Origin of the sequence: Anaerococcus nagyae (genome assembly GCF_040364225.1) — a bacterium.
In the GTDB taxonomy this organism is placed as follows: domain Bacteria; phylum Bacillota; class Clostridia; order Tissierellales; family Peptoniphilaceae; genus Anaerococcus; species Anaerococcus nagyae.
This window is the reverse complement of sequence record NZ_AP031484.1, coordinates 692,032-711,831: the sequence shown is the minus strand read 5'-3', so window position 1 is coordinate 711,831 and position 19,800 is coordinate 692,032. Positions and strand designations below refer to the sequence as shown.

Sequence of the window (19,800 nt, the reverse complement as noted above, 5' to 3'; positions counted from 1 at the left end):
CGTTGCTTTGACTTCAGTAACTTTCACACTCATACTATTTTAGGTCTGTCGACCATGGCGAGCTGGCTAGGATTCGAACCCAGACTCGCGGTTTTGGAGACCGCCATTCTTCCTGATTAAATTATCAGCCCACAAAAAAATCGCACGATTAACGCACGATTATTTTTAATATCTTATTCCATTATTCACATTGTAATATCGTTGCTTTTTATTAAGCTTCTTAAATTCTTCTTCTGTAAGTATCCTCTTCATTGCTAATTTATATTTTTTGTTATAAGGATACTTGTTGCTATCTATTAACCTTCTAACATTCAAAGCATCTTTCTTGCATAAAAAATGGGCGTGTTGCTCATAAGCTCCGCCCTCTCTTTTAAGTATCCACTTTCTCTTTGGTAGTTTAGGATAATATTTGATCGTTAGTTTCATTTCTTCCTGTTCCTGATATCATATACTATCATATTTTCTCTAGAAGCTCTTAAATTGCCTGACTTATTAAAATCTCTATATAGTTTTTGTTGTCTACGAAGTCTAATTTGATTAGCTTGTTTTGCTTCATCATCTCCTACTTCATCAAACATCATTATTTTATGTTTATATTTCCTTATACTACGCTCTATCTGCCTTTGCTTTTGTGTAGCTTCATAGTAGCTATACTCTTTACCCTCATAATCAAAAGGTTCTGGGTCAAAGTCTTCCAGTTCCTCATCATCATAGACCCTATTGGATATTCCTTCAAAAAATGGATACCAATCGTGCCTGCAATTTGCGCCTTTAAATCCCGTTACCTCTCCATAACCTATATCATCTAGGCTAAGGTATTTAGAGTTTGCACCACTTAAAGATACTATTTTACCCTGCCATTCAGCATGGCTTGGTCTTGCTCCTATATGAGCTGATAGCTCCATAAGGTCTTGCTCCATATCTTGTGCATTCATCAAACTTATTTGCCCCGTAAGCTGGCTAATAGCAGTATTTACTATCATCTTGCTAGCACTCTCTAGAGTATAATTCCTGCCTGACTTGTCGTAATTAATAGACTTAATACCACTATCTCCTAAGGAGTTTATAAGTTTTCTAACTGCTGATTGTCTATCAAATGCACCAGAAGATACCATTAAAGCATGTTTATTAATCTCTTTAATGTAAAACTCTTGTAAGCCATAACCTTTGCCATTATAAGCAACTCCTATAGAGTTAGTTATCATCCTGTTATTAGCTAAGAGGTTATCTTTTATCTGTCGATTGATTTTTGCTACTCTATCATTCTTTGTATAATCTATTAGGTGCTTATTTGCTAACTCATAGGCTTTCTTTTCATCTTCGTAATGCTTTATACTAGACCTATCAATGACTTCGCTTATTTCTTCATCTATGTCGTTTAGATAAGGTTTAAGCTTTTCTTCTAAGACCTCATAGCTATAACCATTTTCTATTAGGACTTCCATTTGCCTTTCAGCAGTAGCTGTTACTTTATCAGCTTTCTTAATTCTTCTTGCTATATCTTTAAGTATTTCATCTTCTACATCTTCATATAGCTTAATAACCCCCATAGCTACATTAGATAAATACTTTGGCGTAAGCATTATTCTTCCTCAGCTACATCATCAAAGCTTTCATCAGCTTTAGGCATAAGATCTTCTACTTGTTCTCCTGTAGCTCCATATCTCCACTCTAAATAAGCTTCAGGACTTAAGATACCAGAGGCAACCTCTTGTAACCTAATCTTCTGTTCTACTTCACTATCTACTACTAAGCTATCATCAAAGTCAAAGCTAATATCCCAGTCATCTGATACTGGTACTTTTAAATCCCTTAACCAAAACTCTAGTATATCAGCAAATTCTTCTAAAGATTTCTGTAATTCTTTTTGTATATCTATAACTGTGCTATATGACCTTTGCTGACTCATCTTAATTTCTGTAGCAGTCTTTGCACTGTATTCTGTTTCCGATATAGTTCCAAAGGCTAATCCACATACAAACTCAATCTTTCTTAGTATCTGATTAAGTCCGTTTATTAAGCTCTCATCTCTTAAAGTAGGGCTAAACACTTCATAAAAGCCATCATCTAAGTCTTTACCTAAGTTTCTAAATAATCTTTTCTTTCCTCTAGGTAGTTCTCCACTAGCTTCAAGTACTGTTATATCGGCATCTATTGCAAGCTCACCGCCTTTAAACTCCCAAAGCAACCTTTGATACTGCTCATCAGCATCTTGCATCAAAGACAAAGCTCTAGCAAAACATGATACGCCCTCAAAGTTATCAAGGTCTAAGTTATTAGCTTGTGGGTTTTTAAAGTATGCAAATAAAGGCTTATCTCTTTTATCTAGTATTGTTTCTTCTTGAATATTTTCCCATTCATCAACCCTTGCTAAACCTATCTTACTACCTAAGGTGCTTGGGTTATTAGATACATAAGCCGTATTATATATCGTGTAAATATCTTTGATATCGTGTTCTTCAAGCCTTGTAAAATATACTGGTTTACCCTCTCGGTCAAGTTTCTTTATACGGTCAATAAATACGATATGATTAATCTCTCCAAAGCTTGTAAAGCCTAATATCTCAAATTTATCAGCAGATACTATATCAATATCTATTTTTTTAGCTTGTCTATCTTGTATATATGGCTTAATTATAATGCCACCTAAGGCTAATCCATACTCTACAAACTTTCTTATATGCTTTATAAAGCCTTGATAATATCCGTTTATGCTATCATCATCTACACTTGTTTGTAGCTCCATAACTGTAAGTCTTGCTAGCTCGCTAGTTATACTTGCTGGTAGGTTTAGGGATTGCATTTCATCTACTGCATTAGCTCCATATTCCTCATACTTATCTGTTAGCCAGTAGCTTTCTCCTCTGTAGCAGTCGAGCCATATATTTTTATTATTATCAATCGCATAGGAGTCAACCCCCATTTTTTTTCTAATTTCATCATTTAACATTTACTAGGTCACCTCCTATATCTTCATCAATCTGTTTAAGTGATTTTCTATTGAGTACTCAAAGGCATCAAGTGTATCTATATCACTCGTTCCATCATCAAGCCTTGTGTCTTCCTGCTTATCATCTTCATATACTGCTAGGCTTAAGGCTTCTACTAGGGTATTACAATCTTTTGTATATAAAAAACGATCGGTTGCTATTAAACTATTGACTAAGCGTATACGATCGTTGATTTCATTTTTTATTGAGTTTTTAATCTTGATATTTATCTCTTCATCAAGCAATGCTTTCTGCATGCCCTTTATAAGCACTTGCTCTGCACTATCTGCATATATAACAGATACTGCACCATACTTACTTTGTACTACTCTAACAAAGTCTATTAATTGATTATTTAAGTCTGTAGGTTTATTAGGCTCATAGATCGATGATTTTAATACCACTGCAACATTATCTTTAGTAATAGCACTAGCAACCATTGCATGTTTAGAATTGTTACCTCCAAAGTCTACGCCAATCTGTATCAACTCTAAACCTGCAGGTCTTTTATCAGTAATATATTTTTTAGGGTCATCTGCGAATTGTTTATATACTAATCCTTCAGCTACAACCCTAAGTCCTAGTATATCTCTCTTATACCAAACACTATCTGGGTCATACTGTAGCTCTATCCCTTTAATCCTTTGGGCATCTAAGGTTGCATTATCTCTTATAGTAAAATGCTCATAGTTTACCCCGCCTATTTCATTATCTAAACTTCTATACTTTTCTATATGATCGGTATATATAAAATGTTTAGGGTTACTAGGGTTTAAATCCCAATAAAACTTACGCACCTTACTTGCTGCGGTACGGTTAAAACACTCTTTAATACTATCTTTATGGTGTAGGTTTATCTCTGTCGCTATCCATATACCATAAGAGTTACCACGTATAGGCTTATAACTATCAGCTTTTGCAGTACCAAAGAATATAACAATCTTTTCTTTATAGTTTGTATCTTTGCCTTTTATAATTAAAGCTTCATTATCTTTGTATTTGCCCCACCTGCATTGGCCTCTAAATATGTATTCTAATCCATATCCATTAGCATCGCCTATATTAAGCTTGGCGTTGGCTACTGTAGACCCTGTGGCTAAATGTATTCTATCGGGTGTCCTTTTTAAATCATAAGCAAAAGCAAAAATATTATCTACTGTTTTACCTGCCCTTACTGCACCCTCAGCTATATTAAAAGTGCTTTTAGTAGCTTTTCTTATATAATCCTTGTGCTTTTCTCCAAAGACAAAGTCTATAGTCTTTCTACGCCTTGTCATCTAGCACTCCGTATATCTCTTCTTCTATGTCAGACATATCTTCAATTTCTTCAGATACACCTTTTATTTTATTTATTTCTGCTTTAGTTTTGTCTATCCTTGCTCTTGTATGCTCTATCTCTAGCTCATGTAATCTATCATCAATAGTTTCATATCCTGCTCTGTCTAGGATAGTTTTTATAGCTTCTAACTTTACAAACTCACTTTGAGCTTCTACCAAATCTTTAAGACCTCTAAGAGCTGGACTTACTAAGTCTTTCATATACTGTTGTTCATTCTTTTTAATTAACTTTTTAAAACCTTCATCTTTCTTCCACCTTGAAAGTGTTTCCTCTCTCATATCAAGTTTATTAGCTATATCTCTCTGTGATAAATTAGTACAAACTAGCATTGCTGCTGCTTTTTCTTTCTTACTTGCCATTTATACCACACCTTAGAAAACTTGATTTTATATGATGAAGATCTGTAAAGCTTAGGGCAATACATCTATCCCTATTTATATTAATTTGTAAGTAGTTTATCTCTGGCAAATGTATCACCTCCTAAATAAAAATAAGTACAAAAAAACAACTACTATTTACCGCGATACCTTTAATAATTATAGGATTAACGACAAACTTATAATTAATAGTAGTTGTTTTTTCACACTTGGATTAGTGCAGAGTTTTGATTTAGCAAACATATACATGGGTATCTTTACGAAACTACCCACAATATTATTGTACGGCATAAAAATAGAGATTTACTCTCATATCTCTTACATATTTATTTCATTATAATTACATCATCTTCTATCTATTTCTGATGGAGTTAATATATATAACTTATCATAAATCTCTATTAAGGCTTTATTACTCCATCTCCAGCAAGTAGGAGCAGATATATGTAACTCACCAGCTAAAACTTCTATTGATTTTCTATCATACACCCACTTATCAAAAATAATTTTAACCATATCAGGATCTGATAAAGAGACAATAGCCGTAGTAAGAGCCCTATTCTCAAGCTCTATCAGTTTTAGATTACGTTCACACTCTCTTATTTCATCAAGTAGATTGTTGAGCTTATCATCTTGACTTTTACCACTACCTTGCACAATCTCTTCACTAGACCATCCACTTTTGATAAGCTCCATTCTTTCTTTATCCTCTAATACTTTATCTGCTAAACTATCGATGATATTTAAATCTCTACGATAATAAACTAGTCTTCGCTTAATGGTGCTAATCTTAAATTTATCCCAATCTTTTTTTCTCTGTTTGTCTACGCTCATCCACACCTCCTAACCTAAATAAGGACGCATCCTCATGTAACTTATAGTAAAAATTAAAGCTCCTACAATTATTGCAATCTTAAAAAATAAACTTACAAAGCCTTTATCTCTGCTATTTATAACCTCATACAGATTTTTTAAGCCCACCGCCACTATAAAAAAGTGTAGGCAAGCTATTAAATTTGGTGCCATATTTATATCTCCTCTATCTCAATCTCAACCCTAGGATTATCTTTATCAAAATCAACTCTAGATCCATCATGAGACCTAACTATCTTATAATTGTCATCAGCAATCACTCCACAATCCGTCAATATATCGCAAGTAGCAGCAAGTAAATTAGTTAAGTCCACCCTATGTTTAGTCTGTCTATAGTACACACACTTTAAATTAATTGGATAATCTATAGCCTGCTTATACTTGCCTGTGATTTGCATAGCACAATCCCTAGCATAATCCTTATATCTCTTAGACTGAGTCAAAAAAGGTTTCCCAGTCCTAGAGTTTCTAAAAATATCCATACTATTTTTTTTGGTCGCTGGGTTGCCATACAATGTTAACTCCATATTTCGCCCTCTAACGATATTAACCCCCTTAGGCATATATTTATATACCTTTTACATTTAAAACCAACCTAGCTATAAAATATTGACGATTTAGCCTATATTAACTAAAAAGGTATAGACCTATTGTCAACCTGATCAACAAAGTCATCTTCAAAGAAATCATCATCTTGAGCCCTGCTTTGTGGGTTATAACTACCCTCACTGCTAGTAGACTTAGAATCCAAAAACTCAACCCTATTAGCCACCACATCAGTAGTATAAACAGTCTTGCCAGTCTCCTTATCCTGATAAGACCCAGTCTGTATCCTGCCCTCAAGAGCAATCTTAGATCCCTTGCCACAGTACTGAGTCAGCAAGTCAGCAGTCATGCCCCAAGCTTGGCAAGAAATAAAGTCAGCAGTAGGCCTGCCAGCTTGCTCTGCCTCCTCTCTTTTTTGCTTAGACAAACCCTTATCAACCGCCAGTATAAAAACAGCAACACTAGTACCACTCTTAGTTGTCCTTAAATCAACATCTTTGGTCAATCGACCAATCAAATTAACACTGTTCATAATCACTCCTTAAAACAAATCAGTCATCAAATGTCAGCGTATCCTTGTCCAGCCAACACCTTAAGCTTCTGTTCTTTAACATCATCAGGTATCTTTGCTATATCCATAGGTTTAAGACTTATCTCATCAAGCAAGTCCTCAAAGCTTACATAGTCAAGGTTTACACTATCCAGCAAGCTATTAACTCTTTTTGTATATCGGTCAACTCTCTTTTGTCCAAAACCATATTCAAGCCTTAAAGCCTCAATAGTTAGTGCCAAAAATTGTACCACAACTTCGCGGTTCTTAACCTCATTTTCACGTCTAAAATGTTCCGATAAGTTATCCAACTCCTTGCTAGATAAATTCAATTTGCGTTCATATTTACGCCTTTGTTGTCTATTCATTCAAATCCTCACTCTTAATAAATTGTCCATTTATAGTTTTTCCCGTCCTTTTACTAATCTTCTTATAAGCCATAGATAAACACTCCATAGGATCAATACCTATCTGCTTGCAAAGGATAATCAAAGTAACAAATATATCACCCATTTCAAGCTTAAGATTTTTCCATCTTTCAACTTCATCAATAGAGAAATCGTGTTCAATATTTTCATCGTGTTTGAATTTTTTATATAATTCCCAAACATCCATCTCCGTCTTAAACTCAAAAACTTCTTCAATAAATTTCATAAATTGTTTTTCAGCATTTTTAGCATGGAGTAAATCCTTATCATCTGCCCACTCTAATGTTAATTTCTTTAAATCTTCAAAATTCATTCATCGACCTCCACACAATCTCTCAAATCCGTCTTATATTTATTTTTTATGTCTTCTAAATCTAACATAGGCGCTACATCGCCCTCTACTGTAAAATCACACTCATACTCAATTTTTGTATCTTTGTCATATAAATATGCTAAAACCTCAGCATCTTGATCTTGTAAATAAAAATACTCTAGGTCTTTTATTAAGTCTTTTACCTTCATTCCTCCACCTCTACTATCTCAAAATCCTCTAACTTTGTATCGTATTTTTCTTTGATTTCTTCAATCTCTTTTAGGGTAAATCTTTTTTGTCTGTGGGGTCTACATTTCTTGTCACCTAAATAACAGTACCCATTTAATTCATTACGATAAAGATACATTATTACACATCCTTTTATCCACCTATGCTTCAAATAAAACTTCTTCTCTTCCCCACGTTCATCAATAGGTGTACTTGTGTAGGCAACTACTAATTGGAATAATTTACCTTTAATATCATCATCTATTTCATAACAAGATTCATATGCAATATCCATTTCATAGCGTGTAACCATACTAATTCTGGCAATTACAAAACTATAATATCCCATTTCGACATAGATATCGTTTTGAACTATGTTTGTGTCAAATCCTAATTCTTCTACTTTTCTCTTAAATTCTTTAGTTTTCATTCCTCCACCTCTTTCTCTTCAAAATCGCTCAAATCTGTCTTATACTTGTTTTTTATGTCTTCTAAATCTAACATAGGCGCTACATCGCCCTCTACTGTAAAATCACACTCATACTCAATTTTTGTATCTTTGTCATATAAATATGCTAAAACCTCAGCATCTTGATCTTGTAAATAAAAATACTCTAGGTCTTTTATTAAGTCTTTTACCTTCATTCCTCCACCTCTACTATCTCAAAATCCTCTAACTTTGTATCGTATTTTTCTTTAATATCTTCAATCTCTTTTTCGCTAAACTTTACTAGGTAATATTTTTCTTCTCCCCTCATCTCAATAGGTGTCTTTGCATATTCAATAAGTAGGTCAAAAAGTTTCTCCTGTACATCTTTATCTAGCCAATCCCATGCTCTTTCCGTGTTTGAAATTTGATTAGGTGTAGTATGGCACACAGCTGCGTATTCAGTTCCCTCGTTGTCATATATGAAGTAAACTTCTTCTGCTTTCTCATATTCAAACCCCAACGCCTCAACCTTTTTTATAAATTCCTTAGTTCTCATAAACTCCCCTTTCACTTGTCGCTTTTTCCGAATATCTGTAAATCATAACTAAATATTAAGCTTGTCGCCTTCCGTGTACTCTTTGGCCTCTGGTTTGTTTTTATCATCAATGCTAACCCCATTAATCCTCTCAAGAGTCTTCATTATCTCGTTTAATGATTCTTTTTTAGCTTTTTCTACATTGTTCATTCGTATGTTAACAACATCTTTAAACGCTTCTTCATCAGCTTTAACTTTATCATCTTCGATATCCATCTCGACAATAGTCATAATCGCATAATTAGCTAGGTCTAAGAGTGTGTCCTTTATGCTCTCATCTTTTACCTTAGCATCAGCCTTGCTTAGAGCCTTTATTCTCTCCATCTTGTCACTCATACGAACCACAGGTGCAACCAATCCAAATTCCTTGTAAGATTTGCTAAAGCTGTCCCCATAGTCAGCATTTTTATCCCTATAAGTCTTTAACATCTCCCTCATGATGGCTGCCATCTTATCCGTTTTATCCATTATTTATCTCCTAAACTATAGCGACCTTTATTGTTAGTTATATTAGTAACACTAGATCGTGATACACCAGTCATAGCTGCTATCTCTGCTTTGCTGTAGCCTTGCTTATATAAGTCCCTTATCTCGTCTATTGTCGCTTTGCTTAATTTTCTACCTTTGCCACTACACATGGTTTTAAGAGGCTTATAAGGGTAATACCTAACCCAGCCCTTAAAATGTGTGCCATCACGCTCTAACTTGTAATCCATATACCTTCTACCACCATTTATAAAACGGATTAATTGTCCATTAGTCACAATCTTATATCTCTGTTTGAGTTTGCCCTCAAAAAAGATGTAGTTGCTCTTATATCTCTCAGCATAAGAGCTAAACACATCTCCAAAGCTCTTAGATAGCTTTAACGCAATCGCCATCACCTACCTCCATAAATCTGCCTATACTGCTTTGCAATACTACGCATATTAGTCTCAAACCTAGATAACTGCTCATTGCTCAGACCATAATATTTAGGGTCCCTTTTGCACTCGTTTAGCTGGTCTATCCACCTATTAATTTTTCTTTTGTCAGCAACAGGGTCATCGCCCTTTAAAAATTTAGTCATAACTTGCTTATCCTATCTAACTTTGCCTCTAGGTCTGATATATCAGTATCAGCCTCGCTATACTGTGGTTTATAACTAGTACTCTTAGGCTCCTCATTAAGGTATCCCTCAAATTTGTTACTAAATAAAGTCTCTGGTCTTAGATATTTACTCATCCTGTCATTGTTAGACCAATCTATAACTTTGTTATCAATAACTCGCTTAAAATCATCTAAGGTAAACCCCTCATTGTACCTAGCCTTAATTAAGTCCTTAGTCTTTGCAGTAGTAGGCCTATAGTTTTTACCAGTCTTACTATTTAGATAATCCACTATTTCCTTATAAGGGATTTTATCAACCACACGGTCGTGCTCTGCTCGACTATATATATCTCTATTCTCTATATCTATATCTTTATCTATATCTATCTCTTTCTCTGTGTAACAGGAGCGAACATTGTTACGCCCCTCCGTTACATTGTTACGTAAGGTTTGAACATTGTTACCATTTGTGCCACCCTCAATAGCTTTACTGTCCTTTGCTCTCTTTCTCCTCATTCGCCTAGCAGCCTGTGTTTCAGACCCTATAAGCTTAGGTACATCATTTAAAAACAAGTCATCTTGCTGTAGCTCGATTAGATCATTAGCAGTACAAAAGGCAACAGTCATTTTTATATCATCAATTTCTTCATCGATATCTAATGACAACTGATGGAATATATCCTCATCAGTACCTTCAAACTCAATCACACCATCGTTGTTTATACTTAGTAGCTGGAGTTTTAGGTAGATAATAGTGTAGGTATCTCCCCCAGCTACCTTTCTAAGCTTCTTCATCTTCCTAGACTGGAAAAAGTCATCTTTAAGCTTCAGCCAATAGTATCTCTTTTCATTTCCCACTAACTTACCTCACTAACTAAAAAACTAACTTGACCATCGTCATTAGTAACTGTCTTAATCTCATCCTTAGGCTTTCTAAATTTCCTTCTGTATCTCCAACCACCCAAGATATAAAAAGGGGTAAACCGTGTAGCATCATCAGGTTTATCTAAGCTATCTAATGCATCTCTTTGCCTCACTACGGCATTTGCTCCTACCAGGGATAATTGTATATAAGTCATATAACAAGACCTTGCATCTAAGTCTCCAGCCTCAATAATTAACATTTGCTGAGGATTAAAGCCTAGATCTCTTATCCAGTTAAAAGCAGCAATCAAGGTCACGCCACCACCACAGGCTTCATCACTTATGGTTATAAATCCATTTTTGTTTACTGCTTCCTGCACTACTTCTTTGGTTAGAGTCATCCTAGCCATCATATAAGCAGTGGAGTAAGGGGTGAAAAATTGCCCCTTCCACTTATTGCCTAACTCTAGTTCCATGAAGGCCTCACCCAGGACATCACGTGGATTTCTTTCAAGATCCATAACTAAATCAGCAGTCATTTCAGCAAAAACTTCTAATTCTTCCTTGCTATATTTACTCGCAATAGCTAGATACATTTCCTCACGTTTACCTTTCTGAGCCCAGTCCACTGGGTTAGAAATGCTAATAGCTAGCATCTCTATAAAATCAGACCAGACAGTGTAGTTATCCCACTTATATTTAGCAAACTTGTTAAAGGTTTTAACTAGATTACTTGTCATCTTTTACAGGCTCAAAGTCATCTTCAAAAAAGTCATCTTCCAAAACCTCTCCAGTCTCCTTATCCACCTTAGGCTCTTGCTTTTGTTCTGGTTCATCATCTACAACTTCGTAGTCAATATCAAAAGTCACATCACCAGTATCCTTATCAGTATTTGACGATTTAAAGACTTGATTATCAAAAGCCATAGCTTGACCTAGCTCAGGCTTATCAATTGCCTTAGGAGCGTATTTAAGCACTTGAATGATACAAGACTTCTTAGCCATAGCATCAAAGTTAGTCTTCCATGGACCAGAGTTAAAAGACTTAGAAAACTTACGACCATAGGCCTCCGCATCTTCTTTACTCATATAAAAACTATCACGGCCACCATCTTTGGTCTCATACACCGCATAATAGCCAATTGCATATCCAGACTCCCCTACAATAACTGGTTTATGCTTAATCTCCCCAGTACCGTAGTCAATATCAAAGTCATCATTTTCGTGTACTTCTTTGGCAGTAATACGTTTAAATTGTCCAGTATTGTGTGCCAGTTTTAATAGCCCCATATAACCAATCTGGAACTGCACTTGATTTCCATAAGGGATCAGATAAGCCTCACCCAACGGAGTATTAAACTCAAGCCCTAACTGTGCTGAGTTCATCACAGCAGCAAGTAAAGACTGTGGGCTACATTGAAGTAACTTAGGATTGCTATTTATAGCAGTTAATGATGTTCTTACAAACTTATCAGCTGGTAAATACTGAGGCAGAGCATTGTTAATCTCCCCTTTCATACTCATAAGTAGATTTCTTACATTATCCTGTGGTGCTGGTTTGTTATTTGATTTCTTACTTAGTGCTTGTTTTGCGTTAGTCATTTATATCTCCTCATTTCTCAATTTTTATATCACGCATTTCAATTTGCAAAGACATAATTGCGAAGGCAACAATATCTCCCATCTTAATTTCACCTGGTTCGAATTCATCAATAGATTTTTTAAAACGCTTATAGCAATCAACGACCACATCTTCAGGTAAAATGTTGAAAAGCTCTGCATTCTCTATAAAATCGTCGTTTTCTCTCAGTTGTCCTACCAATAATTTTGCCATGATTAAATTTTCACTCATCTTCCCTAATCTCCTTAATCAAAAATCTTCTACTCTCAGTCTCTTTTCCGTATTTAGCATAAATCTCAGGTGCTTCCGCCTTTATCCTCTTAGTATCAAGCCTTACACTCTTGCTAGGCTTATAGCTCACTGTAAAGTGTTTGCTATCTCCGTAGTTGTTATCACCCATAGCAAGCTTTATCTCTTGCTCGAACTGTTTATTGTATGCCTCTAGGGTCTTAATTTGCTCCTTATTAAACAAATATAGGTCATAGGCATGTTTATCTGTATCAAGGTCAATACTATCCTCTAGACCCCCTTTAAAGCGTTTTTTAAGGGCATCATCATATGCACTAGATCCATCAGGTTCTGGCATAATTCCTTTTTCGACATACTCAGTCCAAAACTCAATCTCTTTTGCTCTAAGCATCTCAATCGTCTCATCATCCCAGTCAATCTCTCTGATAATAAAATCAGTACCAAAGATTAGACAAGCTATATAACACTTTCTAGCCCCAGTAACAGACATATAGTGCAAGCATTGTAGCTCATACTCTATAGGTATAGCACCATCTGCCCACTTGTCTTTGTTATATGGAGTAGTAGTCTTACACTCTAGAATTGCATCCTCGCCCACAACACGACGGTCAATGTCCGCAATCAAAAATGGGTACTCATCATCACTCATCATGTGGTTATCACGCCTAACTTTCTTACCAGTAGCTTCAGTAAATCTTTGTGCCACATAGTCTTCAAAGTCTCTACCTTGTCTTAAATGCTCGCTTTCAGACTCTTGTTTTTCAATCGGCCTAGTCTTATCCAAATATAACTGTGCAGGACTCTTCCACTTGCTTAGTCCACAGGCAGCTGCAGCATCAGACCCACCAATGCCAAGTTGCCTATACTCTAACCACTCCTCGCGGGATAAGTCTTTCGCATTGACAATCGTATTAGTCATATCAAGTCCTCCTTATACTGATAGCTAATTAACCTTTCGTCTTCCTCCGCTTGCCTATCAAGATCCTCTAAATATTTTTCATCTCTAATATCAAGCTTACCAACCTCAATATCATCAATATCAATATCTTCTCCGACCTTTTCTGCTTTGCCCATAAACTCAACAATCGCTTGCTCATAGTCATCAAAAAATACCTCATCCATAGCCTGCTTAGGTATATCAACTTCATAATCTTCGTATATAATTTTAGTAAAGGTGATTTTCATAATTAGACCTTCCTAAATTTCTTCTTCTAATTTCAAGGTTAACTAAAAATAGTTCTTCTTCTGGTCTTGGTTGTTGTCTTTCGTATAGACTCTTAACGTCCTTAAGTTCTTGATATTCTAACTCTCTGAGGTTTCTTCTAAATTCTTCACTCTGATAAATATTCACTTCTTTTTCCTTTCAAATAGTGGTATAATATCCACATATACAAATTTTCTTATCGCCCTTTAGATTGCAGTCTATCGGGCTTTTTTATTTATAGATATATATGCTCAGAATTAATTTTGTGACGTTTTGTCTTCAAAATTTTATTGATTAAGTTTTTATTCTATATGACCACCTCCTAAATTTATGGTATAATTAGTTTGTGTTGATTATTAGCCCCTTGCCGTTTGCAATGGGCTTTTTTTGCTTTTACTCTCCAAAGCAATATCTTCTAACATCACAAATTTGTTTCATACGAGCTTTTTTCTCAGCTTCTTCACGATTTTTTCTAATTTGGTTTTGTACAAATTCTTCTCTTTTAGCTTGCTTTCTTGCCAATCTGCCATTTTGTTTTTTATTAAAATTTAAAATTTTTAATGTCATTTTTATCTCCTTTTATTTAAACAATTCTTTCTCCCCACTTACACACTTATAAAGTGTCTTTTTGTCTATATAGTATTTGTGATTGTCCCCAGTGCCTTTTATAGCAGTCCCAAAAGTCAGTACTCCAGCCCTGAGACAATCTCTTATTGTTTTTTCATCCCAGTTTAAAAGCTTGCTAGCCTCTGCAACTGTTGTTATATGGTCACTAATTTTCACATAATCACCTATCCTAAAAACTTATTAATAAAATATATCTGGCCCTTACCAGTAACCTTAGTAGTTGTAGTAACTACATTTGCTCCTCTACTATCAACGTAAGATCCCTTTTTCATCTCAAATAGCCCTTGTTCCACATACTGTTGCATTGGCTGGTTCTTCCTTTCGCCAGACTTGCATAAATATCCATTATTTCTCATCCAAGCAAATAGTTTGTTTTGTCCAATCTTTCCATCAATTCTGCCTTGCCTTATAGCCTCTTGACTAATCATTTTAGCAAGTTCACCCATCAAGCAAGACCTACTTGAAGCAGATACCGCATCAGCAAATAAAACCTTAGGTTTGTTTTTCTCGTTCTCAGCTTCAGCCAATGCTCTTTTTGCTTTCTCCTCTTTAAGATTAGTGGCTAACATTATTAGATAGTCTGGATCAGTCAGAGTCCTTTCTATAACCTTGTCAGTCATATAAGCACCATGCTTTCTTATTGCTGGTAAGACTTCAGAAGTAACCCACCTTTTAAACTCTTTTGCTTTTTTCATTTTTGATGAAAATATTAGTGAGTATAGACCCGACTCATTAATAACAGTCTGTTTTCTATTTTGTCTGCCGTCGTGAATCGCTACGTCAGATTTATCTTCTTTATCTACATGTCTAGCTAATGCATCTCTTGTGTTAGAGTATTGCAAAACATCTGCTACATCTTTCCCTACAAACCAAGGCTCGCCTTGTTCATCTAAAATTGTTCTTATCTCTCCAAAACTTTCGCTTTCAAAAATTTTTAATTCGTTCATTTCTCCTCCTTGTGACTACCGTTAGTCGTTAAGTCCTTATTTGTGACATTTTATGTTAAAAAAATATATCATCCACAGATTTATTAAAAAGCAAAGAATACTGTTTTTTAACTCTATCCGACGGAATTCTAGCTCCAATTTCATACATTGAAATAGTACTTACTCCGAGTCCCATAATATCCGCCAACTCCTTTTGAGTTTTCCCATCTTGCTCTCTTAATCTTTTTAATTTATTTCCTAACTTATTATTTACTTTTTCAATAAAAATCACCCCCTTAATTATAGATTTTATATTTCTAAATTCTGTTGATTTTTCCCTAGTGTATAATGTATATAAAACACAAAGGAGAAAATCATGACAAATATTCCAACAACAATCATGTATTATAATCATTTAGAATTAGATGTTCCTAAAATCTGCCCTCATTGTCACAAAGAAATGATTCCTACAATAGTCACCAAATCTGACGTTCAAAATCATAATCAAAATAGGATATTTGCTATTTTAGTTAGATGCAATATATGCTCAAGCTTCTATGCTGTTGAATATATTTATAGCAACCCAAGACGAAATCCTAAACAAATCTTAGTTCCTTATGACTATTCGCCAACTGTAGAATTAGATATTCCTGATAATGTAAAAGAAATATCTGAAGATTTTGAAGACATTTACACCCAATCAGAAACAGCTTATCAGCTAGATCTAAAGCAAATAGCAGGCATGGGTTATAGAAAATCTATTGAATTCTTAGTTAAAGATTTTTTAATATTTCTTAAACCAGATGACACCGATAGAATTTTAAATCTTACTATCAATAAGGCTATTTCTGAAATAGGTAACCAAAAACTTCAAGACCTAGCTAGAATGACTAATTACTTAGCTAACGACCAAGTACATATAAAAACTCTACATCCAACAAAGGATGTTGATGACCTTAGAGATTTTCTAAAAAATCTAGTCTATCTAATTTCCTTTGAAATCAATTATCATGATGGATTAGACACTATCTTATCAAACTGATCAAGCGGATCAAACTTTCCTATATACCTACCATCTGTAGTATAAAATTGTTTTACTTCCCTTTGAAACTCATCATAATCATTTTCTATATCATAAGTCACTTCTATAATAGAGGTGACTTTTATTCCCTTAGGAATAATTTCACTTCCTGTTCTTTTGTCTAAATCATTTAGCAAATTATTATCTTTCATATATACCTCCCTTAATACATAACTTGGGATACTAACCTCTAAGGTCATTCAGAGTGTTTTTTATAGCAGTTTGAATGACTTTTCCCATATCTATCTTGTCCATCTCATCTTCTCCAAAATGAGTACCTACGTAATACATAAGACCTTTAAAGGCCATACTATATACAAACCATTTATAAATAGAGAAAATAAGTAAAATCAATACTATAAATTTAAACATTTACCCACTCCTTTCTCACTCCACCTTTATATCTTCAAGACAGTAAGTCTCATGTGAAATTTGACTAGCATCTTGTCTTAGAATATTAATTTGTTTCTTTCTCTCGTTAACAACTATAGAAATAGATTCCCTTTTATTTCTCCCTGTTAATGAGAGATTTTTTATTTTCCTTTTTCTTTTCCAAAACATAACTTCTTTCCTTCTAAGCTAACTTGAGTTTATGGCTCGTATTACACTATAGTGTAGATTTACTAACCTTAGATTCTAATAAATCAACCTTAGATTCTAAGATTTTTAATCTATTATTAAAATCATTATCTTTAAATTTAACCCTGACCCTATAACCTTCGCTAGGACTTAAAATTTCATTTATTCTAGCGATAACCTTAGGGTCTTTTTCATCAGTTTCTATAATTATCTCTGTAATATCTTCAGCTAAATAACTTGCATTTTTATTTAATTGGTCATCTTCTATGCATATATTATCTTCGTCCATTACTACCTCCACAGTATTTGTTAGTACAATTTTTTATCACTAGTATAAATTATCTCCTATCCTAACAAACTTATAAGACTCAAAATTATACTAACTATATTAAGCCCTATTATTGCTCTCAAAACTTTCTCCATTGTCTTTCTGTCATCTTTCATATATAATAATGATGAGTGTAGCTCAATTACCAAAGCCCTAAGGCTTTAGTAATTCTATTGTTTTGATGACTAACTCTATTATGCTATCTAATAAACTGATTACGGCAGTTATTAGTGCTAGCTTTATGAGTTGGTCATCTTTTTTATTATCTTTTTTACTCATCATTTCCTCCCTTCTTGGTTATATTATATCACTATATGTGACATAGTCAAGTATTTTCGATTCATTTATTTATTTTTGTCCTTAATTAGGACAATATAGCCATTTACATTATCACTATACGTGATATAATAAAACAAAAGTCACTATTAGTGATAAGGAGTATAAAATGCAAATCGGAGATAAATTAACCTATCTAAGAAAAAGTGCTAAATATAGCCAAGATGAATTAGCAAGAAAAATAAATACTAGTAGATCCAGTATTGCAATGTATGAAAGCAATGCAAGAATACCTACAACATCTACTCTATCTAGATATGCTGATCTTTTTGATGTATCGATAGACTATTTACTTGGAAATGAAAAGAATACAAATAGTGACAAATACGAAGTCCCAGTATATAGAGCAGTAAGCTGCGGAAATCCATTTATAGCTGATGAAGATATTGTAGACTTTGAAGAAATTAATCCAAAGCTAAAAATCCAAGGAGAGCATTTCGGGCTTAGACTTAAAGGTCAATCAATGGAGCCAAACTTCAAAGAAGGTGACGTAGTCATAGTTAGAAAACAATCTACAGTAGATAGTGGAGAAATAGCGATAGTAAGAGTAAACGGTGATGAAGCTACAATGAAAATAGTAGAAATATCCCCTGAAGGTATCACGCTGATCGCAACAAATCCAGATGTATTTTTACCTAGATTTTATAGCAACGAAGAAATACAAACAATCCCAGTTGAAATAATAGGAAAAGTTATAGAGCAAAGAAGAAAATTTTAAGGAGATACAATGGCAAGCATAATCATATTAATTATTATCTTATTACTAGTAATCGGTAAAATAGAGGAGAAAAAAGAGCTTAGAGCAGAAGGAATAAAAAATTTAAAAGAATTAAAATCAAGAAATTCGGATTTAGAAAAAGATTATCAAGACAAGAAAGCAAACTTAGATAAATTCAAAGAAGAAACAAAACAACAAGTAATGAAAGAAAAAAGTTCAGAAATAGAAAAATATATAAAAGAACTAAAACAAGAAAAAGAATCATTAGAAAAAAATAATCAAATTTTAATATTAAAATTTGAAGAATTAAATGCCAAAGATTATGGAATGTCCCCTACTGATTTCGAATTTGAAAAATCAGAAACTTACAAGCAACAATTAAAAACAATAAAGCTACAAGAAAAAGAATTACTTAGAAAAGTTAATAACAAAAATTTAAAAGGTAAGGAAATAACAATCAAAACAGAGAATTTACAAAAGCTAGCTTACTATGCATTTAATACTTTCTGTGACTATAATTTATCTAATTTAACTTTCAAATCTTATTCAACAAGACAAAATAAATTGGAAAGTAGTTATAATAAAATTTCTAAATTAACTGAAAATAATATAAAAATAGATCCAAATTTACTAGATCTAAAACATCAAGAATTAGACTCCTCTTACGCATATTACAAACTAAAAGAAGAAGAAAAACAAGCGTTGATAGAGCAAAGGGAAATAGAAGCAGAAAACAAAAAAGCACAAAAAGAATTAGAGAAAAAACAAGATAAGCTAGATAAAGAAATAGAGGCTTTAAATATAGCAAGAGCTAAAGTAACCGAAAAGATCAATTCAGCAAAAGATGATGAAATAGAAGCTTTAAAAGCCGAATTAGCAAAACTACAAAATGAAATTACAAATTTACAAGATGAAAAAACTGATATAGATTATAGAGTCGAAAATACAGGTGCTGGCTATGTATATATAATTTCTAATATAGGTTCATTTGGTGAAGAAGTATACAAAATAGGCGTAACTAGAAGACTAGACCCATACCAAAGAATAATGGAATTATCATCAGCCTCAGTACCTTTTAAATTTGATGTTCATGCAATGATTTTCTCATACCAAGCTTACCAATTAGAAGCCGAGCTACACAAATACTTTGAAGATCAAAGAGTTAATAAAGCAAACTATCGTAAAGAATTCTTTAATATAAGTCTAGAAGATATTAAGAAAGTACTAGACCTACACAAAGAATTGACATTTGATTTTAATCCAGAACCTGAAGCAGTTGAACTTAGAGAAACATTAGAAATTGAAGGAAAAGACCCATCAAATATAGAAAAAGGCTCTTTAAAGTTTGTAAAACCGATACCTATATATAAGCAAGATAAGTTATCAAACGATAATATAGAAGAATAAAATAATACATCAAAAAAGCACGGGCGACTAAACCCGTGCTATAAAAAACCTGTAGAAAGACATTAATTGACTTCTTATATACATTTAGTGCCTCTCGAAATT

36 protein-coding genes and 1 tRNA gene are annotated in these 19,800 nt (G+C 33.8%); 3 read left to right on the top strand and 34 right to left on the bottom strand.

Features of this window, described 5'->3' with window-relative positions; all coding sequences use genetic code 11:
* Positions 1–55: 55 nt before the first annotated feature.
* The 30 genes from ABXG81_RS03420 to ABXG81_RS03275 form a co-directional block, all read right to left on the bottom strand.
* Positions 56–131 (bottom strand) — tRNA-Trp (locus ABXG81_RS03420).
* A 34-nt stretch (positions 132–165) separates the two neighbouring features.
* Positions 166–426, bottom strand: coding sequence for a hypothetical protein (locus tag ABXG81_RS03415; RefSeq protein ID WP_353529135.1), 261 nt, complete (start codon positions 424–426; stop codon positions 166–168).
* Complete coding sequence (locus ABXG81_RS03410; protein ID WP_353529134.1) at positions 423–1,583, bottom strand: phage minor capsid protein; 1,161 nt, start codon at positions 1,581–1,583, stop codon at positions 423–425. The genes ABXG81_RS03415 and ABXG81_RS03410 overlap by 4 nt, the downstream gene beginning before the upstream one ends.
* Positions 1,583–2,950 carry a phage portal protein gene (locus tag ABXG81_RS03405; protein WP_353529133.1) on the bottom strand — a complete coding sequence of 456 codons (1,368 nt, stop codon included), beginning with the start codon at positions 2,948–2,950 and terminating at the stop codon, positions 1,583–1,585. The genes ABXG81_RS03410 and ABXG81_RS03405 overlap by 1 nt, the downstream gene beginning before the upstream one ends.
* 15 nt (positions 2,951–2,965) lie before the next feature.
* On the bottom strand, positions 2,966–4,267 hold the full coding sequence (locus ABXG81_RS03400) for a PBSX family phage terminase large subunit (protein WP_353529132.1): 1,302 nt from the start codon (positions 4,265–4,267) through the stop codon (positions 2,966–2,968).
* Positions 4,254–4,688: a phBC6A51 family helix-turn-helix protein gene (locus ABXG81_RS03395; protein WP_353529131.1), complete on the bottom strand. Its 435-nt coding sequence runs from the start codon at positions 4,686–4,688 to the stop codon at positions 4,254–4,256. The genes ABXG81_RS03400 and ABXG81_RS03395 overlap by 14 nt, the downstream gene beginning before the upstream one ends.
* A 363-nt stretch (positions 4,689–5,051) precedes the next feature.
* Positions 5,052–5,540, bottom strand: a complete 489-nt coding sequence (locus tag ABXG81_RS03390; RefSeq protein WP_353529130.1) for a hypothetical protein — start codon at positions 5,538–5,540, stop codon at positions 5,052–5,054.
* Between the two features lie 9 nt (positions 5,541–5,549).
* Positions 5,550–5,732: a hypothetical protein gene (locus tag ABXG81_RS03385; protein ID WP_353529129.1), complete on the bottom strand. Its 183-nt coding sequence runs from the start codon at positions 5,730–5,732 to the stop codon at positions 5,550–5,552.
* Between the two features lie 2 nt (positions 5,733–5,734).
* Entirely contained in the window at positions 5,735–6,106 is a 372-nt protein-coding gene (locus ABXG81_RS03380; RefSeq protein ID WP_353529128.1) for a RusA family crossover junction endodeoxyribonuclease, read from the bottom strand.
* 104 nt (positions 6,107–6,210) lie between these two features.
* The gene (locus tag ABXG81_RS03375) at positions 6,211–6,657 is read right to left on the bottom strand and encodes a single-stranded DNA-binding protein (protein WP_353529127.1); all 447 of its coding nucleotides are present in this window, start codon (positions 6,655–6,657) and stop codon (positions 6,211–6,213) included.
* Positions 6,658–6,683: 26 nt separating this feature from the next.
* A complete protein-coding gene (locus ABXG81_RS03370) occupies positions 6,684–7,043 on the bottom strand; it encodes a hypothetical protein (protein ID WP_353529126.1) in 360 nt (119 codons plus the stop codon).
* On the bottom strand, positions 7,036–7,416 hold the full coding sequence (locus ABXG81_RS03365) for a MazG-like family protein (RefSeq protein ID WP_353529125.1): 381 nt from the start codon (positions 7,414–7,416) through the stop codon (positions 7,036–7,038). The genes ABXG81_RS03370 and ABXG81_RS03365 overlap by 8 nt, the downstream gene beginning before the upstream one ends.
* Positions 7,413–7,625 (bottom strand): hypothetical protein, encoded by a 213-nt coding sequence (locus ABXG81_RS03360; RefSeq protein ID WP_353529124.1) that lies wholly within the window; start codon positions 7,623–7,625, stop codon positions 7,413–7,415. The genes ABXG81_RS03365 and ABXG81_RS03360 overlap by 4 nt, the downstream gene beginning before the upstream one ends.
* A complete protein-coding gene (locus tag ABXG81_RS03355; RefSeq protein ID WP_353529123.1) occupies positions 7,622–8,074 on the bottom strand; it encodes a hypothetical protein in 453 nt (150 codons plus the stop codon). Before ABXG81_RS03355 ends, ABXG81_RS03360 begins: the two co-directional genes overlap by 4 nt.
* Positions 8,071–8,289: a hypothetical protein gene (locus ABXG81_RS03350; protein WP_353529122.1), complete on the bottom strand. Its 219-nt coding sequence runs from the start codon at positions 8,287–8,289 to the stop codon at positions 8,071–8,073. The genes ABXG81_RS03355 and ABXG81_RS03350 overlap by 4 nt, the downstream gene beginning before the upstream one ends.
* Positions 8,286–8,630 (bottom strand): hypothetical protein, encoded by a 345-nt coding sequence (locus ABXG81_RS03345; protein ID WP_353529121.1) that lies wholly within the window; start codon positions 8,628–8,630, stop codon positions 8,286–8,288. The genes ABXG81_RS03350 and ABXG81_RS03345 overlap by 4 nt, the downstream gene beginning before the upstream one ends.
* 48 nt (positions 8,631–8,678) lie before the next feature.
* The gene (locus ABXG81_RS03340) at positions 8,679–9,137 is read right to left on the bottom strand and encodes a nucleotide modification associated domain-containing protein (RefSeq protein WP_353529120.1); all 459 of its coding nucleotides are present in this window, start codon (positions 9,135–9,137) and stop codon (positions 8,679–8,681) included.
* Positions 9,137–9,550, bottom strand: a complete 414-nt coding sequence (locus ABXG81_RS03335) for a helix-turn-helix domain-containing protein (protein WP_353529119.1) — start codon at positions 9,548–9,550, stop codon at positions 9,137–9,139. Before ABXG81_RS03335 ends, ABXG81_RS03340 begins: the two co-directional genes overlap by 1 nt.
* A complete protein-coding gene (locus ABXG81_RS03330) occupies positions 9,550–9,738 on the bottom strand; it encodes a hypothetical protein (RefSeq protein ID WP_353529118.1) in 189 nt (62 codons plus the stop codon). Before ABXG81_RS03330 ends, ABXG81_RS03335 begins: the two co-directional genes overlap by 1 nt.
* Complete coding sequence (locus ABXG81_RS03325; RefSeq protein ID WP_353529117.1) at positions 9,735–10,616, bottom strand: conserved phage C-terminal domain-containing protein; 882 nt, start codon at positions 10,614–10,616, stop codon at positions 9,735–9,737. The genes ABXG81_RS03330 and ABXG81_RS03325 overlap by 4 nt, the downstream gene beginning before the upstream one ends.
* Positions 10,616–11,362 carry a hypothetical protein gene (locus tag ABXG81_RS03320; protein WP_353529116.1) on the bottom strand — a complete coding sequence of 249 codons (747 nt, stop codon included), beginning with the start codon at positions 11,360–11,362 and terminating at the stop codon, positions 10,616–10,618. Before ABXG81_RS03320 ends, ABXG81_RS03325 begins: the two co-directional genes overlap by 1 nt.
* Positions 11,352–12,224, bottom strand: coding sequence for a recombinase RecT (locus tag ABXG81_RS03315; RefSeq protein WP_353529115.1), 873 nt, complete (start codon positions 12,222–12,224; stop codon positions 11,352–11,354). The genes ABXG81_RS03320 and ABXG81_RS03315 overlap by 11 nt, the downstream gene beginning before the upstream one ends.
* A 10-nt stretch (positions 12,225–12,234) precedes the next feature.
* Positions 12,235–12,474, bottom strand: coding sequence for a hypothetical protein (locus tag ABXG81_RS03310; RefSeq protein ID WP_353529114.1), 240 nt, complete (start codon positions 12,472–12,474; stop codon positions 12,235–12,237).
* Complete coding sequence (locus ABXG81_RS03305) at positions 12,467–13,411, bottom strand: lambda-exonuclease family protein (protein ID WP_353529113.1); 945 nt, start codon at positions 13,409–13,411, stop codon at positions 12,467–12,469. Before ABXG81_RS03305 ends, ABXG81_RS03310 begins: the two co-directional genes overlap by 8 nt.
* Positions 13,408–13,677 (bottom strand): hypothetical protein, encoded by a 270-nt coding sequence (locus ABXG81_RS03300; RefSeq protein WP_353529112.1) that lies wholly within the window; start codon positions 13,675–13,677, stop codon positions 13,408–13,410. The genes ABXG81_RS03305 and ABXG81_RS03300 overlap by 4 nt, the downstream gene beginning before the upstream one ends.
* Positions 13,658–13,843: a hypothetical protein gene (locus ABXG81_RS03295; RefSeq protein ID WP_353529111.1), complete on the bottom strand. Its 186-nt coding sequence runs from the start codon at positions 13,841–13,843 to the stop codon at positions 13,658–13,660. Before ABXG81_RS03295 ends, ABXG81_RS03300 begins: the two co-directional genes overlap by 20 nt.
* A 246-nt stretch (positions 13,844–14,089) precedes the next feature.
* Positions 14,090–14,263, bottom strand: a complete 174-nt coding sequence (locus ABXG81_RS03290; protein ID WP_353529110.1) for a hypothetical protein — start codon at positions 14,261–14,263, stop codon at positions 14,090–14,092.
* 12 nt (positions 14,264–14,275) lie between these two features.
* Positions 14,276–14,479, bottom strand: coding sequence for a hypothetical protein (locus ABXG81_RS03285; protein ID WP_353529109.1), 204 nt, complete (start codon positions 14,477–14,479; stop codon positions 14,276–14,278).
* An 8-nt stretch (positions 14,480–14,487) separates the two neighbouring features.
* Positions 14,488–15,270, bottom strand: a complete 783-nt coding sequence (locus ABXG81_RS03280; protein ID WP_353529108.1) for a phage antirepressor KilAC domain-containing protein — start codon at positions 15,268–15,270, stop codon at positions 14,488–14,490.
* Between the two features lie 55 nt (positions 15,271–15,325).
* Positions 15,326–15,541 (bottom strand): helix-turn-helix transcriptional regulator, encoded by a 216-nt coding sequence (locus tag ABXG81_RS03275; RefSeq protein WP_353529107.1) that lies wholly within the window; start codon positions 15,539–15,541, stop codon positions 15,326–15,328.
* 84 nt (positions 15,542–15,625) lie between these two features.
* Here ABXG81_RS03275 and ABXG81_RS03270 point away from each other — a divergent pair, with 84 nt between their 5' ends.
* Positions 15,626–16,291 (top strand): hypothetical protein, encoded by a 666-nt coding sequence (locus ABXG81_RS03270; protein ID WP_353529106.1) that lies wholly within the window; start codon positions 15,626–15,628, stop codon positions 16,289–16,291.
* Here ABXG81_RS03270 and ABXG81_RS03265 read toward each other — a convergent pair.
* The 4 genes from ABXG81_RS03265 to ABXG81_RS03250 form a co-directional block, all read right to left on the bottom strand.
* On the bottom strand, positions 16,258–16,482 hold the full coding sequence (locus ABXG81_RS03265; RefSeq protein ID WP_353529105.1) for a hypothetical protein: 225 nt from the start codon (positions 16,480–16,482) through the stop codon (positions 16,258–16,260). The two genes, ABXG81_RS03270 and ABXG81_RS03265, sit on opposite strands and share 34 nt — an antisense overlap.
* 31 nt (positions 16,483–16,513) lie before the next feature.
* A complete protein-coding gene (locus ABXG81_RS03260) occupies positions 16,514–16,702 on the bottom strand; it encodes a hypothetical protein (protein ID WP_353529104.1) in 189 nt (62 codons plus the stop codon).
* 235 nt (positions 16,703–16,937) lie between these two features.
* Entirely contained in the window at positions 16,938–17,198 is a 261-nt protein-coding gene (locus ABXG81_RS03255) for a hypothetical protein (RefSeq protein WP_353529103.1), read from the bottom strand.
* Between the two features lie 192 nt (positions 17,199–17,390).
* Positions 17,391–17,516 carry a hypothetical protein gene (locus tag ABXG81_RS03250; protein ID WP_353529102.1) on the bottom strand — a complete coding sequence of 42 codons (126 nt, stop codon included), beginning with the start codon at positions 17,514–17,516 and terminating at the stop codon, positions 17,391–17,393.
* A gap of 166 nt (positions 17,517–17,682) precedes the next feature.
* Here ABXG81_RS03250 and ABXG81_RS03245 point away from each other — a divergent pair, with 166 nt between their 5' ends.
* Both ABXG81_RS03245 and ABXG81_RS03240 read left to right on the top strand, forming a co-directional pair.
* Positions 17,683–18,291 (top strand): XRE family transcriptional regulator, encoded by a 609-nt coding sequence (locus ABXG81_RS03245; protein WP_353529101.1) that lies wholly within the window; start codon positions 17,683–17,685, stop codon positions 18,289–18,291.
* Between the two features lie 9 nt (positions 18,292–18,300).
* Positions 18,301–19,698: a DUF4041 domain-containing protein gene (locus ABXG81_RS03240; protein WP_353529100.1), complete on the top strand. Its 1,398-nt coding sequence runs from the start codon at positions 18,301–18,303 to the stop codon at positions 19,696–19,698.
* The last annotated feature ends 102 nt before the right edge of the window (positions 19,699–19,800 follow it).